At 72.7% G+C, this 15,304-nt stretch carries 12 protein-coding genes; 6 read left to right on the top strand and 6 right to left on the bottom strand.

Annotated elements, in window-relative coordinates; genetic code table 11:
* The first annotated feature begins 48 nt into the window (after positions 1-48).
* Positions 49-1,488, top strand: a complete 1,440-nt coding sequence (gene gndA / locus BUE41_RS07810) for an NADP-dependent phosphogluconate dehydrogenase (RefSeq protein WP_073456276.1) — start codon at positions 49-51, stop codon at positions 1,486-1,488.
* 21 nt (positions 1,489-1,509) lie between these two features.
* On the opposite strand, the gene BUE41_RS07805 is transcribed toward gndA, so the two are convergent.
* Positions 1,510-2,958 (bottom strand): flavin-containing monooxygenase, encoded by a 1,449-nt coding sequence (locus BUE41_RS07805; protein ID WP_073456274.1) that lies wholly within the window; start codon positions 2,956-2,958, stop codon positions 1,510-1,512.
* Positions 2,959-3,523: 565 nt separating this feature from the next.
* On the opposite strand from BUE41_RS07805, the gene BUE41_RS07800 reads away from it, so the two are divergent.
* Complete coding sequence (locus BUE41_RS07800) at positions 3,524-4,453, top strand: helix-turn-helix domain-containing protein (protein WP_073456273.1); 930 nt, start codon at positions 3,524-3,526, stop codon at positions 4,451-4,453.
* A gap of 104 nt (positions 4,454-4,557) precedes the next feature.
* Complete coding sequence (locus BUE41_RS07795) at positions 4,558-5,460, top strand: alpha/beta hydrolase (RefSeq protein ID WP_073456271.1); 903 nt, start codon at positions 4,558-4,560, stop codon at positions 5,458-5,460.
* Here BUE41_RS07795 and BUE41_RS07790 read toward each other — a convergent pair.
* The 4 genes from BUE41_RS07790 to BUE41_RS07775 all read right to left on the bottom strand — a co-directional run bounded on the left by BUE41_RS07790 (position 5,453) and on the right by BUE41_RS07775 (position 10,644).
* Entirely contained in the window at positions 5,453-6,415 is a 963-nt protein-coding gene (locus BUE41_RS07790) for a threonine ammonia-lyase (RefSeq protein ID WP_234997046.1), read from the bottom strand. The genes BUE41_RS07795 and BUE41_RS07790 overlap by 8 nt on opposite strands.
* A gap of 92 nt (positions 6,416-6,507) precedes the next feature.
* On the bottom strand, positions 6,508-8,217 hold the full coding sequence (locus tag BUE41_RS07785) for a glycerol-3-phosphate dehydrogenase/oxidase (RefSeq protein WP_073456269.1): 1,710 nt from the start codon (positions 8,215-8,217) through the stop codon (positions 6,508-6,510).
* A 37-nt stretch (positions 8,218-8,254) separates the two neighbouring features.
* The gene (gene glpK, locus BUE41_RS07780; RefSeq protein WP_073456267.1) at positions 8,255-9,775 is read right to left on the bottom strand and encodes a glycerol kinase GlpK; all 1,521 of its coding nucleotides are present in this window, start codon (positions 9,773-9,775) and stop codon (positions 8,255-8,257) included.
* A 200-nt stretch (positions 9,776-9,975) separates the two neighbouring features.
* Positions 9,976-10,644, bottom strand: a complete 669-nt coding sequence (locus BUE41_RS07775) for an HAD hydrolase-like protein (RefSeq protein WP_073456265.1) — start codon at positions 10,642-10,644, stop codon at positions 9,976-9,978.
* A gap of 20 nt (positions 10,645-10,664) precedes the next feature.
* On the opposite strand from BUE41_RS07775, the gene BUE41_RS07770 reads away from it, so the two are divergent.
* Positions 10,665-11,480: a glycerophosphodiester phosphodiesterase gene (locus BUE41_RS07770; RefSeq protein ID WP_073456264.1), complete on the top strand. Its 816-nt coding sequence runs from the start codon at positions 10,665-10,667 to the stop codon at positions 11,478-11,480.
* A 41-nt stretch (positions 11,481-11,521) separates the two neighbouring features.
* Entirely contained in the window at positions 11,522-12,535 is a 1,014-nt protein-coding gene (locus BUE41_RS07765) for a TerC family protein (RefSeq protein WP_073456262.1), read from the top strand.
* A 153-nt stretch (positions 12,536-12,688) separates the two neighbouring features.
* On the opposite strand, the gene BUE41_RS07760 is transcribed toward BUE41_RS07765, so the two are convergent.
* The gene (locus BUE41_RS07760) at positions 12,689-13,849 is read right to left on the bottom strand and encodes a hypothetical protein (protein ID WP_073456260.1); all 1,161 of its coding nucleotides are present in this window, start codon (positions 13,847-13,849) and stop codon (positions 12,689-12,691) included.
* Between the two features lie 256 nt (positions 13,850-14,105).
* Here BUE41_RS07760 and BUE41_RS07755 point away from each other — a divergent pair, with 256 nt between their 5' ends.
* Positions 14,106-15,203: an MFS transporter gene (locus BUE41_RS07755; RefSeq protein ID WP_143172019.1), complete on the top strand. Its 1,098-nt coding sequence runs from the start codon at positions 14,106-14,108 to the stop codon at positions 15,201-15,203.
* Positions 15,204-15,304 lie beyond the last annotated feature (101 nt).

The following is a 15,304-nucleotide window of genomic DNA, read 5'->3' as shown; positions in this document are numbered from 1 at the left end:
ACAACTTCGTTCTCGACGCGCGGGCGCGCGAGGGTAGCGTTTCCGCTCGTGACCGAACTCAGCCGCATCGGCGTCACCGGACTGGCCGTCATGGGCGCCAACCTCGCCCGCAACATCGCCCGCCGCGGCATCCCCGTCGCGGTCCACAACCGCACCTCCGCCCGCACCGAGGAGTTCATGGAGGCGTACTCGGGGGAGGGCACCTTCACGGCGGCCGAGAGCACCGAGGAGTTCGTCGCGGCGCTCGAACGGCCGCGCCGCATCATCGTCATGGTGAAGGCGGGCGCGCCCGTCGACGCCGTCATCCAGGAGCTGGTGCCGCTGCTCGACGAGGGCGACATCATCATCGACGCCGGCAACTCGCACTTCCCGGACACGATCCGGCGGACCCAGGAGTGCGCCGAGCGCGGGCTGCGGTTCATGGGCGTCGGCGTCTCCGGCGGTGAGGAGGGCGCGCTCAACGGGCCGAGCATCATGCCCGGCGGCGACCCGTCCGCGTACGCCGAGGTCGAGGAGATCCTCACGTCGATCGCCGCGCAGGTCGACGGCACCCCGTGCTGCGTCCACGTGGGGCCGGACGGCGCCGGGCACTACGTGAAGATGGTCCACAACGGCATCGAGTACGCCGACATCCAGCTCATCGCCGAGGCGTACGACCTGCTCACCCACGTCGCCGGGCTGGACGCGCCGGCCATCGCGAAGATCTTCGAGGAGTGGAACTCCGGCGACCTGGAGTCGTTCCTCATCGAGATCACCGCGAAGGTGCTCGCCAAGACCGACGAGAAGACCGGCCGTCCGCTCGTCGACGTCATCGTCGACCAGGCCGGTCAGAAGGGCACCGGCACCTGGACCGCGATCGACGCGCTCAACCTCGGTGTCCCGCTCACCGGCATCACCGAGGCGGTGTTCGCGCGCGGCATCTCGTCGCTGCGCGAGGAGCGCAAGGCAGCGTCGAAGGTGCTCGTCGGGCCGAACCCGAGCGAGGCCGCGAACCGCACCGATCTCGTCGAGGACATCCGCCAGGCCCTCTACGCGTCGAAGGTCGTCGCGTACGCGCAGGGCTTCGCGCAGATGCGGGCGGCGTCGAAGAACTACGGCTGGAACCTCGACCTGGGCGCCATGGCCCGGATCTGGCGCGGCGGCTGCATCATCCGCGCGCAGTTCCTCAACCGGATCACCGAAGCCTACGAGGAGCACGGCGACCTGGAGAACCTGCTCATGGTCCCGTACTTCACCGAGGCCGTCGCGAACGCGCAGGACGCCTGGCGGCGCGTGGTCATCACCGCGACCGAGCAGGGGGTGGCGATCCCGGCGTTCGCCAGCTCGCTGTCCTACTACGACGCGTACCGGCGCGAGCGCGGCCCGGCCAACCTCATCCAGGGGCTGCGCGACTTCTTCGGCGCGCACACCTACCAGCGCATCGACGCCGAGGGCTGGTACCACACCCGCTGGCCGCAGGACGGCGTGGAGGTGCGCACGGACGCGTGAAGGACGAGCGCGCGGCCGGCGTCAGGCGAACTCGTACTCGGCCGGGTCGAACCGGTCGGTCGCACGCTTGTACTCGCTCATGTAGCCGGGCCAGTTGGTGACGACGCGGCCCGTGCGGTCGCGGTACCAGGAATCGCAGGCCAACCACGCCGTGCCGGGGAAGCGGGCTTGCAGCGCGGCGTCGCTCGCGGCCTCGACGTCCTCGCGCACCACCACCGAGGACGCGCCACGGGCCCGCATCGCCTGCAGCGCCTGACGGGCGTACGCGGCCTGCTGCTCCAGGTAGAAGATGATCGAGCCGCCCGACGTGTTCGTGTTCGGCCCGTACATCAGGAACATCGACGGGAAGCCCGGCACGGTCATGCCCAGGTGGGCGTGCGGGCCGTCGGCCCACACCTTCTCCAGCTCGATCCCGCCGCTGCCGCGGATCTCCATCGGGAACATGAACCGCGTGGTGGCGAACCCGGTGGCCCAGATGACGGTGTCGACGGCGTGCACGCGGCCGTCGACGGTCCGCACGCCGTCCGGTACGAACCGGGCGATCGGCTCGGTGACCAGCTCGACGTTCGGCCGCTGGAGCGCAGGCAGGTAGGTGGAGGAGAACAGGACCCGCTTGCAGCCGAACGTGTAGTCCGGCCAGGCCTTACGGCGCACCTCGGGGTCGCGCAGCTGCAGCCGCATGAACGCCGCCGAGCGCAGTGCCAGTACGCGGCCGATCGTGCGGGGATGGCGGATGCTCGCGGTGAGCGCCTCGGCGTAGTGGAACACGAACGCCCGCCGGTAGGCCTGCAGGCCGGGCACGTGTCGGACGGCGGCGCGCACCCAGCCGGGGTAGCGGCGGTTGCGGCGGGGCAGGAACCAGTTCGCGGTGCGCTGGAAGACCGTCAGGTGCGCGACCTGCTTCGCGATCTCCGGCACGAACTGCGCGGCGGAGGCGCCCGAGCCGATCACCGCCACCCGGCGGCCGGTGAGGTCGTGGGCGTGGTCCCAGCGGGCGGAGTGGAAGGAGTGCCCGGCGACGTCGTCGAGGCCCTCGATGCGTGGGATCGACGGCTGGTTGAGCTGCCCCGTCGCGACGATCAGCGCCTCGGCCTCCCAGGTGCGCCCGTCCTCGGCGGTGACGGTCCACGTGGCGGTGTCGTCGTCCCAGGCGCACGAGCTGACCCGGGTGCTGCACACGACCTTCTCCAGCACGCCGTGGTCCCGGGCGACGCCGCGCAGGTAGTCGAGGATCTCCGCCTGCGGTGAGCACAGCCGGGTCCAGTCGCGGCGCTGGGCGTAGGAGAACGAGTACAGGTGGCTGGGCACGTCGCAGGCCGCGCCGGGGTAGGTGTTGTAGAGCCACGTCCCGCCGATCTCCGGTGCGGCCTCCAGTACGTTCACGTCGGTCAGGCCGTGCCGGGCCAGCTCGATCGTCGCAGCCACGCCGCCGAACCCGGCCCCGACGACGACCACGCGCGTCCGTGACATGCCGGGGAGTGTGGCACGGGGCACGTCGGCCCGTCCTGGCCCGCGCAGGCCGGAGTTGGCCTGAGCTGTCCACCCCGAGCGGCGAGTTGCGGGTTCCGGGCGGGCGAGTTGTCCCGTCCGGGTCGGCGAGTTGTCCCGTCCGGGTCGGCGAGTTCTCCAGCAGGGGAGGGCGAGCTTTTTCCCCCCTCCGACCGGCGAGTTGCCTCGTACGGTTGGGCGTGTCCTCCCGTGCGGGAGGGTGACTTCGTCGCCCGGGATGATCGTCGAGAATCCTCGTCACTCCGTGGAAAACCGCGGCTCGCCGACCCGGAAACCGCAGCGCGCCGGCGCGGAATCCACGACTCGCTGGTCTGCACGGGAGAACTCGCCCGTCCGTGCGGGAGAACTCGCGCGACCGCGGGGGAGAACTCGCGCGATCGCGGGGGAGAACTCGCGCGACCGTGCGGGAGGACTCGCGCGACCGTGCGGGAGGACTCGTGCCGCCACCCGCGCGGCGGCCACCCGGCAGGGGGTGTTCGTCCGTGCGGCTCTGTGTCGCGTCGTGCGTCACGGTTACGGTCGGAGTATGTCGGCCGTGCAGACGTGGCCCCTGCGCTCGCTGCCGCCAGCCGATGCGCTGGAGGGCTATCGCCACGCGATCAGCGCCAGCCACCTGCCGTGGGACCTGGTCGCCGACCACGCGTCGGTGGCGGGCGGCAGCGAGGAGGTCGTCGAGCACCGCATCGGTCCGCTGCGCGTCGTGGACTGCGAGTCGGGTCCGGTGTCCGGTCGCCGCGGCCGCCGGCAGATCGCGGGCTCCCCCGGCGAGTACGTCGGCGCGCTGTTCGTCCTCGACGGCACCGAGGTCGTCCAGTTCGCCCGCACCGAGGTCCGGCTGACCCCGGGCATGGCGATCGTGTGGGACAGCACCGTGGAGGCGCAGTTCGCGGTGCCGGCGCACATCCGCAAGCGGACGCTGTTCGTACCCCGTGACCGGCTGTGCGACCTCGGCCCGGACGCCGTCGGCGCGGTCCTGCACGACGGGCCGGGCACCCGGCTGCTGCGGGCGTTCCTCGACACCGCGGTGGACACCGTGTGCGGCGCCCCGGACGACGCTGCGACCAGCGCCGCCGTCACCGCGACGCTGGACCTGCTCGCCGGGGCTCTCGACGCCCGCCACGACCGCCGTCTCGGCTGCCGCGAGCAGCGCTGGGCGGCCGTGCGCGACATCATCGAGGAGCGGCTGACCGACCCGGACCTGGTCCCGGCGGAGATCGCCCGCGCTGCGGGGATGTCGCTGCGGTCGCTGTACGAGCTGTTCGCCGCTCGCGACGACACGGTCGCCGGCTACGTGCGCCGCAGGCGGTTGGCGCGGGCGCGCGCGGAGCTGGAGCGGGTCGGCCGGGACGTGACCGTCGCCGAGGTCGCACACCGGTGGGGCTTCGCCGACCAGGGCACGTTCACCCGCGCCTTCCGCGCGCAGTACGGGGTGACCCCCGGCGCGGTGCGTCGATGATCCGCACGGATCGCCGATCTTTCTGCACGCAGTGCGCAGACAGGGGCACCGGCCGGTCGACAGCCTGAAGGTCCTTCCACGACGACGATGACGAGGAGGAGGCCATGCGCGAGGACATCTCGTTCCCGGCTGACGACGGCGTGACGCTGCGGGGTTGGTTCTACCGCCCGGACGGGGCGACCGGCCCGACGCCGACCGTCGTGATGGCGCACGGGTTCTCCGCGACGAAGGAGATGCACCTCGACGACTTCGCCGAGGTGTTCGCGGACGCGGGCCTGTCGGTGCTGGTGTACGACAACCGCAACCTCGGCGACAGCGACAAGCCCGTGCCGGGCGAGATCGACCCGTGGCAGCAGATCAACGACTACCGGGCGGCGATCACCTGGGCGAGCCTGCGCGACGACGTCGACGCCGACCGCATCGGCATCTGGGGTTCGAGCTACTCCGGTGCGCACGTCCTGGTCGTGGCGGCCATCGACCGCAGGGTCAAGTGCGTGGTCTCCCAGGTGCCGCTGATCAGCGGGAGCGAGAACGCCCGCCGGCTGATCCGCTCGGACCACTTCGCCGCGCTGCGCCAGGCGCTCGATGCCGACCGCGTCGCGCGCTACCAGGGTGAGAAGCCGGGCATGATCCCCGTGACGTGGGAGAAGAGCCCGGACGAGCAGTGCGTGCTGCCCACCGCGGACACGCACGACTTCTTCTTCGGCCCGATCCGCGAGCGGGCGAAGACCTGGCGCAACGAGGTCACGCTGCGCTCGGTCGACCTCTTCCTCGCCTACGAGCCGGGCTTCTACCTCCCGCTGATCAGCCCGACGCCGCTGCTGCTCGTCGTCGCCGCCGGCGACCACCTGACGCCCGCCGACATCGCGCTGAAGGCCTTCGAGCAGGCGGCGGAGCCGAAGAAGCTGCTGCTCCTGCCCGGCGGGCACTTCGACGCGTACGTCGGTGACGCGTTCAAGCAGTCCAGCCCGGTGCAGCGCGACTGGTTCCTGACCCACCTCACCTGAGGTCCGCGGACCAGCGCGCCACGTCGGCGACCGTCGCGTTGCCGCCGCAGATCACCAGGCCGAGCCGGGCGCCGGGGCCGACCCGTTCCAGCACGGTGCGGGCGGCGGCCACCAGGCACCCGGCGGCCGGCTCGGCCCACACCTTCTGCTGCTCGGCCAGCGTGATCGTGCCCGCGACGGCCTCGGCGTCCGGTACCACGACCACGTCCTCGACGAGCGCGGCGACGTGGTCGTAGGTCAGCGGTGAGACGCGTGGGGCGGACAGCGTCGTGACGAGCGAGGTCAGCGCGACGTCGACGGGCCCGCCGGCGGCCAGCGCGCGGCTCATCGCGTCGGCCCCCTCGGTCTCCACGCCCCACACGCGCGCGCCGGGCACGAGTGCGCGGAAGGCGGTCGCGACGCCGGAGATCAGCCCGCCGCCCCCGACGCTCACCAGCACGTCGGTGACGTCGGGGGCGGCCTCGGCGAACTCCAGCCCGACGGTGCCCTGCCCGGCCACGACGGCGGGGTCGTCGAACGGGTGCACCAGCGTCGCGCCGGCCTGGACCAGCTCGTCCATCAGCGCGAACGCCGCCGCCATGTCCTGGGTGAGCCGCACGTCGGCGCCCGCAGCGCGGGCCGTCTCGATCGACCGCGGAGGCGCCGACTCCGGCATCACGACGGTGGCCCGCACGCCCAACCGGCCGGCGACCTCGGCGAGGGCGATGCCGTGGTTGCCGCCGCTCACCCCGACCACGCCCGCTCCGCGCTCGGCGGCGGACAGACCGAGGATCTTCGCGAACGCCCCGCGCGGCTTGAACGAGCCGGTGTGCTGCAGCAGCTCCAGCTTCACCGTGACGGGCACACCGAGGAGCGCGGACAGGCCCGGGGAGGGCAGGGTCGGGGTGCGCAGCACCCGGCCGTCGATCAGCGCGGCCGCGGCGCGGATGTCGTCGATGGTCAGCAGATCGCCCACCCGGACCACCGTAATCCTCGTCGAGAACGACGTCGTGCGTGATCGACAGGGCGACTCGACCCCGCCGACGCCGTCCTCGGCGCGAGGCACGTTCACACCAGCGGCACCACGTCCGGGGCGCCCATGCGGGCGGAGTCCGCGGTCTCGTCGTCGGGCATGCGCTGGCTCTCCCGCTCCGCCTCGACGCGCTTGCGGTAGTGCTCCACCTCGCGGTCGATCTGCGCGCGGCTCCACCCGAGCACGGGCGCGACCAGCTCGGCGGCCTCCTCGACCGCGCCGAGCCCGCGGTCGAACGTCTCGATCGAGATGCGGGTCCGGCGCGCGAGCAGGTCGTCGAGGTGCCGGGCACCCTCGTGCGAGGCCGCGTAGACGAGCTCCGCGCGCAGGTAGTCCGGCGCACCGGTGACGGGCTCGGCCAGGCTCGGATCGTCGGCGACGAGCGCGAGCACCTCGTGGATCAGCGACCCGTACCGGCCCAGCAGGTGATCGATCCGCGCGACGTGCAGGCCGTAGGTCTGCGCGAGCACGTTGCGCGAGTTCCGCAGCGCTGCGTACCCCTCCGCGCCCAGCAGCGGCACGTCCGCGGTCACCGACGGCGGCACCTTCTTGTCCAGCGCGTACACCGCGGCGTCGATCGCGTCCTGGGCCATGACGCGGTAGGTCGTGTACTTGCCGCCGGCCACGACCACCAGGCCGGGCACCGTGTGCGCCACCGCGTGCTCGCGCGAGAGCGTCGACGTCGACTCCGACTCACCGGCCAGCAGCGGCCGCAGCCCGGCGTAGACGCCCTCCACGTCCTCGTGCGTGAGCGGCTGCTCCAGGACCGCGTTGACGTGGTCGAGCAGGTAGTCGATGTCGGCGGCGCTCGCCGCGGGGTGGGCGAGATCGAGCCGCCAGTCGGTGTCGGTGGTGCCGATGATCCAGTGCCGCCCCCACGGGATCACGAACAGCACCGACTTCTCCGTGCGCAGGATCAGGCCGGCGTCGCCGCGGATGCGGTCGCGCGGCACCACGAGGTGCACGCCCTTCGAGGCGCGCACGTGGAACTGCCCGCGCTCGTTCGCCATGGCCTGCGTCTCGTCGGTCCACACGCCGGTGGCGTTGACGACCTGCTTGGCGCGCACGTCGAACGTGTCACCGGACTCCAGGTCGCGCACCTTCGCCCCGGTGACCCGCTCGCCCTCGCGCAGCAGCCCGATCACCCGAGCCCGCGAGGCGACGTGCGCTCCGTACGACGCGGCGGTGCGTGCGACGAACAGCGTGTGCCGCGCATCGTCGACCTGCGCGTCGTAGTACTTCAGCGCACCGACCAGCGCGTCCTTGCGCAGCGCCGGGACGAGCCGCCGCGCACCGCGCCGGGTGAGGTGCCGGTGGATGGGCAGCCCCGCCCTGCGGCCGGACACCCGGGCCAGGACGTCGTAGAGCGCTACGCCGGCGCCGGCGTAGAACCGCTCCCACACCCGGTGGGTGAGCGGGTAGAGGAACGGCACCGGCCGCACCAGGTGCGGCGCCAGCTTCTCGATGAGCAGTCCGCGCTCGGTGAGCGCCTCGTGGACCAGTCGGAAGTCGAGCATCTCCAGGTAGCGCAGGCCGCCGTGGATGAGCTTCGACGACCGGCTGGACGTGCCGGAGGCGAAGTCGCGCGCCTCCACGAGCCCGACGACGAGCCCGCGAGTGGCTGCGTCCAGCGCGGCCCCGGACCCCACGACGCCGCCGCCGACGACCAGCACGTCGAGCTCGATCGACCGCATCGCCTGCAGCGCGGCCTCGCGGTAGGCGGGGGACAGCGCGACCGATCTCATCCTCTGGCTCCTTACCGCATGGCTCCTGGCCGGGGCATCACCCGACGTCTACCCAGTCCAACGTCCGCGCGACGGCCTTCTTCCAGCGCTCGTACCCTTCCGTGCGCTGCGCGTCACTCCACCGGGGCTCCCAGCGCTTGGACTCCTTCCAGTTCGCGCGCAGCTCGTCGGTGGAGCTCCAGAACCCGGTGGCGAGCCCGGCGGCGTAGGCCGCACCGAGCGCGGTTGTCTCCGCGACGACCGGCCGCACCACCGGGACGCCGAGCACGTCGGCCTGGATCTGCATGCACAGCTCGTTGGCGGTGACGCCGCCGTCGACCTTGAGCACGTCCAGCGCGACGCCGGAGTCGGCCACCATCGCCTCGGCGACGTCGCGGCTCTGGTAGCAGATCGCCTCCAGCGTGGCCCGGGCCAGGTGCGCGTTGGTGTTGTAGCGGGACAGCCCCACGATCACCCCGCGCGCATCGGAGCGCCAGTACGGCGCGAACAGGCCGGAGAACGCGGGCACGAAGTACACCCCGCCGTTGTCCTCCACCTGCCGGGCCAGGTCCTCGCTCTGCGCGGCCCCGGAGATGATGCCGAGCTGGTCGCGCAGCCACTGCACGGCAGAGCCGGTCACGGCGATCGAGCCCTCCAGCGCGTACACCGCGGGCTCGTCACCGAACTGGTAGCAGACGGTCGTGAGCAGCCCCGAGGACGAGCGCACCGGCTCGGTCCCGGTGTTGAGCAGCATGAAGTTGCCGGTGCCGTAGGTGTTCTTCGCCTCGCCGGGCGCGAAGCACACCTGCCCGACGGTGGCGGCCTGCTGGTCGCCGAGATCGCCGTTGATCGGCACCTCGCCGGCGAGCGGCCCGATGGGCAGCGTCCGCCCGTACCCGTCGCCGGGGCAGCTGCTCGGTCGGATCTCCGGCAGCATCTGCCGCGGGATGCCGAAGAACGACAGCAGCTCGTCGTCCCAGTCGAGCGTCTCGAGGTTCATCAGCATCGTGCGGCTGGCGTTGGTCGGGTCGGTGACGTGCACGCCCCCGCGGGGGCCGCCGGTCAGGTTCCAGAGCAGCCACGTGTCGGTGGTGCCGAAGATCGCCTCGCCGCGTTCGGCGGCCTCGCGGGCGCCGTCCACGTTCTCCAGGATCCACTGGATCTTGCCGGCGGAGAAGTACGTCGCGGGCGGCAGCCCGGCCTTCGCGCGGATGACGGCGCCCCGGCCATCGCGCTCCAGCGCGGTGGCGATCCGGTCGGTGCGGGTGTCCTGCCAGACGATCGCGTTGTAGAGCGGCCGGCCGGTCCTGCGGTTCCAGACGACGGTGGTCTCGCGCTGGTTGGTGATGCCGAGCGAGACGAGATCAGCGGCGGTCAGGCCGGTCGTGTTCAGCGCTGTCTGGATGACCGCGGACGTGCGCTCCCAGATCTCCACGGGATTGTGCTCGACCCAGCCCGCCTGCGGCAGGATCTGCTCGTGCTCGAGCTGGTGGCGGCCCACCTCGTTGCCGTCGTGGTCGAAGATCATGAAGCGCGTGCTGGTGGTGCCCTGGTCGACGGCACCGACGAACTCCGCCATCGAGCTCCCCTCCCTTCGTCGCCCGGTCATCCTTCTCGCCGGTGATCACGGCCGGCAACCGGGGGAGGGGTGGCGCGCCAGACCGGCTGCAGCGCGGGTGCGGGCAGGCCGAACCACGTCGTCGCAGCGACGTGCAGGGCGGCGATCTCGTCGGCGCCGGGCTCGGCGGCGCTGCTGGCCCAGGCGACGTACCCGTCCGGTCAGGCGGCGGCGGGGCGCTCCCAGATCTCGTCGCCGAGCAGCGTCTCCTCCAGCGCGGCCAGGTCGGGCACGACGAGGACCGCGCCCGTCAACTCGCCGGGCACTGCGTAGCCCCAGCCCACGCCGATGGTCCGCACGCCGTTCGCGGCCGCACCGTCGACGTCGTGGCTACGGTCGCCGACCATGATCACCGGGTCGGTGGCCGGGTCGATCTCGAGCCGGCGCAGGACGTCCGCGACCACCTTCGCCTTGCCGACCCGCCCGACGGTGTCGTCGGCACCGCCGATCTCGGTGAGGTGGACGTCGATCCCGGTGGTGGCGACGATGCGGCGGGCGAGGTGCTCCGGTTTGGACGTCGCCAGGGCCAGCCGCAGCCCGCCGGCGCGCAGCCGCTGGAGCGTCTCGGGCACGCCGGGGAAGAGCGGGGTCGTGCGGGCCGCGACCGGGTCGTAGGAGCGCCGGTAGGCGCGGATGATCTCGCGCGTGGCCTCGATGCTCACGCCCAGCGCGGGCAGTGCGGTCTCGAACGGCGGCCCGACGAGCGTGTCCAGCACCGCCTTCTCGGGAACGGGCACCCCGGCACCGACCATGGCCTTCGCCAGGTGCTCGATGATCTGTGACGCTGAATCCGCGAGGGTTCCGTCGAGGTCGAGGAGAACGGTGCGCACGTCGCGTTAGCCTAGGTCCAGTGACCCTTGTGTACGCCCACCGCGGCGCATCGGCTCGCTTCCCCGAACATTCGCGGGCCGCCTACCTGCAGGCACTCGCCGACGGCGCCGACGGTGTCGAGTGCGATGTGCGCCTCAGCGACGACGGTGAGGTCGTCGTGATCCACGACCACACCCTCGACCGCACCAGCGACGGCTTCGGGCCGGTCCGCGAGCGGACCCTTGCTGAGCTGCGCGACCTGGACATCTGGACCTGGAAGGGCGTCGAGCTGCCGGAGGGCGCCGTGCTCGCCGACCAGCTCCTGACCCTCGACGACCTGCTCGAGCTGCTGCTCGCGGCGAACCGCCCGGTCGGGCTGGCCGTCGAGCTCAAGCACGAGGAGCCGCAGGAGGGGCCCGCGCTGGAGGACGCTGTGCTCTCCGTGCTCGGCAGGCGCGGCTGGACCCCGCACCGCAGCCGGCTGGCCAACGTGGACGTGTCGTTCATGAGCTTCGACGCCGACGCGGTCGGCTACCTGCTCGACGTCGTGCCGGGCCGGTACCTGTGCCAGCTGGTCGACCTCGAGTACGAGGCGGGCACCGAACGGCTCGCCGACGGCTCGGTCGGCATCGCCGGCCCCGGTACGGACTACCTGGCCGCCTACCCCGAACAGGTCCGGGCCTGGATCGCGGGCGGCTCGCGGGCGCGCGTGTGGGCGGTCGACACGGCCGCCGACCTGTACGCGAGCCTGGCCGTCGGGGCGCAGGAGATCACGACGGACGATCCGGCGCTGATCCGGTCGGTGCTCGCCGGTCTACCGGCGGTCGGTCCGCGGGAACCCGTGGGCGTCGGCTGACGTTGGTAAAGCGTCGGTAAAGAAGAGCGGAGGATCGGCGCATGATCGAGATCAGCACGCTCACCTGGATCGTGACGATCGCGCTGATCCTCGCTCTGCTCGCGCTCGACCTGGCGCTCGGCTGGCTGCGGCCGCACCGCGTCGGGTTCCGGGAGGCCACGGCCTGGTCGGTGTTCTACGTCGGCGTCGCCGTGGCCTTCGGTGTCTGGTTCCTGCTGGCCTACGGCGCCGACGCGGGCACCCAGTTCTTCGCCGGCTACATCGTCGAGAAGAGCCTGTCGGTCGACAACCTCTTCGTCTTCGTGATCATCATGTCGACGTTCGCGGTGGTGGAGGAGCACCAGCAGAAGGTGCTGACCTTCGGCATCGTGCTCGCTCTCGTCATGCGGGTGGTCTTCATCGCGATCGGGGCCGCGCTGCTGTCGCTGGCGTCGTTCGTGTTCCTGCTGTTCGGGTTGCTGCTGCTCTACACGGCCGTGCAGCTGTTCCGGCACCGCGACGAGGACCCCGACGTCGAGAACAACATCGTGGTCAACACCGCCCGGCGGGTGCTGCCGATCAGCGACGCCTACGACGGGGGCAAGCTCTTCACCCGGGTCGACGGGCGGCGGATGGTCACGCCGCTGATGATCGTGCTCGTCGCGATCGGCGGCATCGACCTGCTGTTCGCGCTGGACTCGATCCCCGCCGTGTTCGGGGTGACCGACTCCGCGTTCATCGTGTTCGCCGCCAACGCGTTCGCCCTGCTCGGCCTGCGCGCCCTGTACTTCCTGGTCAAGGGTCTGCTCGACCGGCTGGTGTACCTGTCGACGGGGCTCTCGCTGATCCTCGCGTTCATCGGGGTGAAGCTGATCCTGCACTGGCTGCACGTCGACGTCTCCCCGGCCGTGCCGGAGATCCCCACCCCGCTCTCGCTGGGCGTGATCGTCGGCGTCCTGGCGGTGGTCACCGTCGCCAGCCTGATCAAGACGCGCAAGGACCCGACGCTCGTGGCGCACGCGGGCTCGCTGACGGGCAGCCCGCGCCGGGCGGAGAAACCGCAGCCGCAGGAGTGAGGTGGCGCAGCCGCACCTCACCGCACCGGGCCCGAGCACTACCGGGAGGTGGCCACGGCGGTCGTTCAGGAGCGCAGGAGCCGCGCTCGGCGACGAGGGAGCCGGGCGCCATCAAGGCTGCGCCTTCCCGCGACTCCCCGAGCCGGCCGCCACCTACACCGCGTACGGCCAGATCGTGAGGGCGTAGCCGCCGTACCACGCGGATGCGAGCGCGAGCCCGGTCAGCACCGCCACCACGGTGCTCGTCCGCCGCCGCGCCAGCCCGATCGCCACCGGCACGAGCAGCACGAACGCCGGCACGAGCAGCCGCAGCTTGGCGTTCATCAGACCCTCGGTGCCCCACACCGTCACCAGCACGACCAGCGCGTACACCAGCAGCGGCCAGGGCAGCCGCATCGCCGCGCAGATCACGAACAGCACGATCGTCGCGATCAGCGCCGCCACGACGACGACGTCGAACAGCCGGTCCCCGCCGCCGAGCACGCCGGCCACGAAGTCCGCGGTGCCGCGGCCGCCGTCGAAGTACCAGCCCCAGCCCTCGCGCTGGATGCGGAACCAGCCGTCCCAGCTGCCCGCCTGCACGCCGACGTAGGCGAGGTAGCCGAGGATGCCCGCCCCGGCGAGCAGCGCGCCGGCCCACGGCCGCCAGCCGCCGCGGCGCGCCACGACCGCGGCCAGCGCGGCGAGCACGACGGCGGCGGCCACCGCGTTGCCGGTGGGCCGCACCAGCCCCGCGCCGAATGCGCACACCCCGGCCAGCAGCCAGTCCTCGCGCAGCACGCCCACCAGCGCCCACACGGCGAGCGCGCAGAACAGCGCCTCCGTGTAGGCCATCGACAGCACCACACCCATCGGCATCGCCGCGAACAGCGCCACCAGCGCCAGCCCGGCCCGCCGCGAGCCGCCGGGCACCGCGGCGGCGAGCGCGGTGAGCCCGTACGCGGACCCGATCCCGGCGACGAGCGACACCACCAGGCCGGCGGCCACGAGGTCGCCACCGGTCAGGGACCCGACCGCGGACACGAGCAGCGGATAGCCGGGGAAGAAGCCGTACGGGGTGACCGGGGTGCGGTTGCCGAACGCGTCGACGTGGTCGGCGGGCAGGTCGGTGTAACCGTGCCGGGCGATGGAGAGCAGCCAGGCGCCGTCCCAGCTGGTGAGCCGCTCCACGAGCGTCGTGCCGTCGTGGGCGGCCATGATCGCCAGCACCACCAGTCCGACGCCGCGCACCGCGAGGTACACAGCGGCCGGGGCGAGCCGGGTGGTCCATGCGCGCAGGTCCGCGCCACGGGCCTGGACGCGGGTGCTGGTCACCAGGGGATCGTCCCCGACGCGACCGGGGCCGCCGCAAGCGCCCGCTCGCTTGCGTTCGCCGTGGCCGGGCCCGTTCGCGACGATGGGGCCGTGCACGAGGACGGGTGGTGACCGGTGGGCGCTGAGGCGGTCACCCGTCTCAGCAGCTGATCGACGAACCGGTGCAGCCCGTCCGCGGCCGGTGGATCCTGCGGTTCGCGCCGGCGTGGGTGGGCCTGTTCGCCGGCCTGTTCGGGCGATCCAGGTGCTGCTGCCGATGCAGGCCGAAGCGGTGGCCGGGCCCGGCAAGGAGGGTGCGCTCGCGCTGGTGCTCGGTCTGGGCGCGGCGGCCTCGCTGGTGGCCAACCCGGTGTTCGGCGCGCTCTGCGACCGCGCGAGGTCCCGGTTCGGCGGGCGCGTGCCGTGGGTCGCGGCCGGGTTCGCCGGCGGTGCGGCCGGGCTGGTGCTGCTCGCCGGGGCGCGTCGCTGGTGGCCGGTGCTCGGGTGGTGCGTCGTGCAGGCCGCGCTCAACGCTGCCCACGCCGCGCCCTCGGCCACCGTCCCCGATCAGGTGCCGGTGCGGCAGCGCGGCACCGCGGCCGGCTGGTCCGGGCTCGCGCTGATCGTCGGGGTCGCGATCGACACCCGTCTGGCCCACCTCGGCGACGCCGCCGCCCCCGGGTACCTCGGCTGCGCTGCGTTCCTGCTGCTGGCCGGGCTGCCGTTCGTGCTGAGCCGGCCGCGGGCCCGGCCGGTGGCGCCGACCCGCTCCGAGTGGCGCTCGTTCCTCGCCGGCTTCTGGATCGACCCGCGCCGCCACCCCGACTCCGGGTGGGCGTGGGTCACCCGGTTCCTGGTCGACCTGGGCACCGCGATCGCGCTGCCGTACCTGTACTTCCTCGCCGACGTCGTGCACGTGGCCGGTTCGAAGACGGCCGTGACGATCGCGACCGGCGTGAACCTGGCGGCGGTGCTCGTCGCGTCGCTGGTGTCCGGGATCGCGTCGGACCGGCTGGGCCGCAGGCGGGCGTTCGTCTGCGGCGGTGCGCTGCTGATGGCCTGCGCCGCGGTGCTCATGGCGTGCTGGCTGACCTGGAGCGGGGTGCTGGTCGCGGCCGTGCTGCTCGGGCTGGGCTTCGACACCTGCTCCGCGGTCGACTTCGCCCTGCTCACCCAGGTGCTGCCGGCGGCGGCCGACCGGGCCCGCGACCTCGGTGTGCTCAACATCGCCAGCTCGCTGCCGCAGGTGCTCGCGCCGGTCGTGGCGGCGGCGCTGGTCACCGGGCCCGGCGGGTACGCGGCGCTGTGCGGGGTGCCCGCCGTCGTCGGGGCGGTCGGGGCCGTGCTGGTCTACCGCATTCGCTCCGTGCGGTAGCCGGTCGGTGACCCAGGGTGTGTAACGGGTGCGGCCGACCAGCCGAACAGATCAACGTGATCCCCGCACAGGGCCACCCGGACGGAGGCGAACCGGCCACC

The organism is Pseudonocardia thermophila (assembly GCF_900142365.1).
GTDB lineage: Bacteria > Actinomycetota > Actinomycetes > Mycobacteriales > Pseudonocardiaceae > Pseudonocardia > Pseudonocardia thermophila.
Note: the sequence above shows the minus strand (reverse complement) of the source record. Positions and strands in the feature narration are given on the sequence as shown.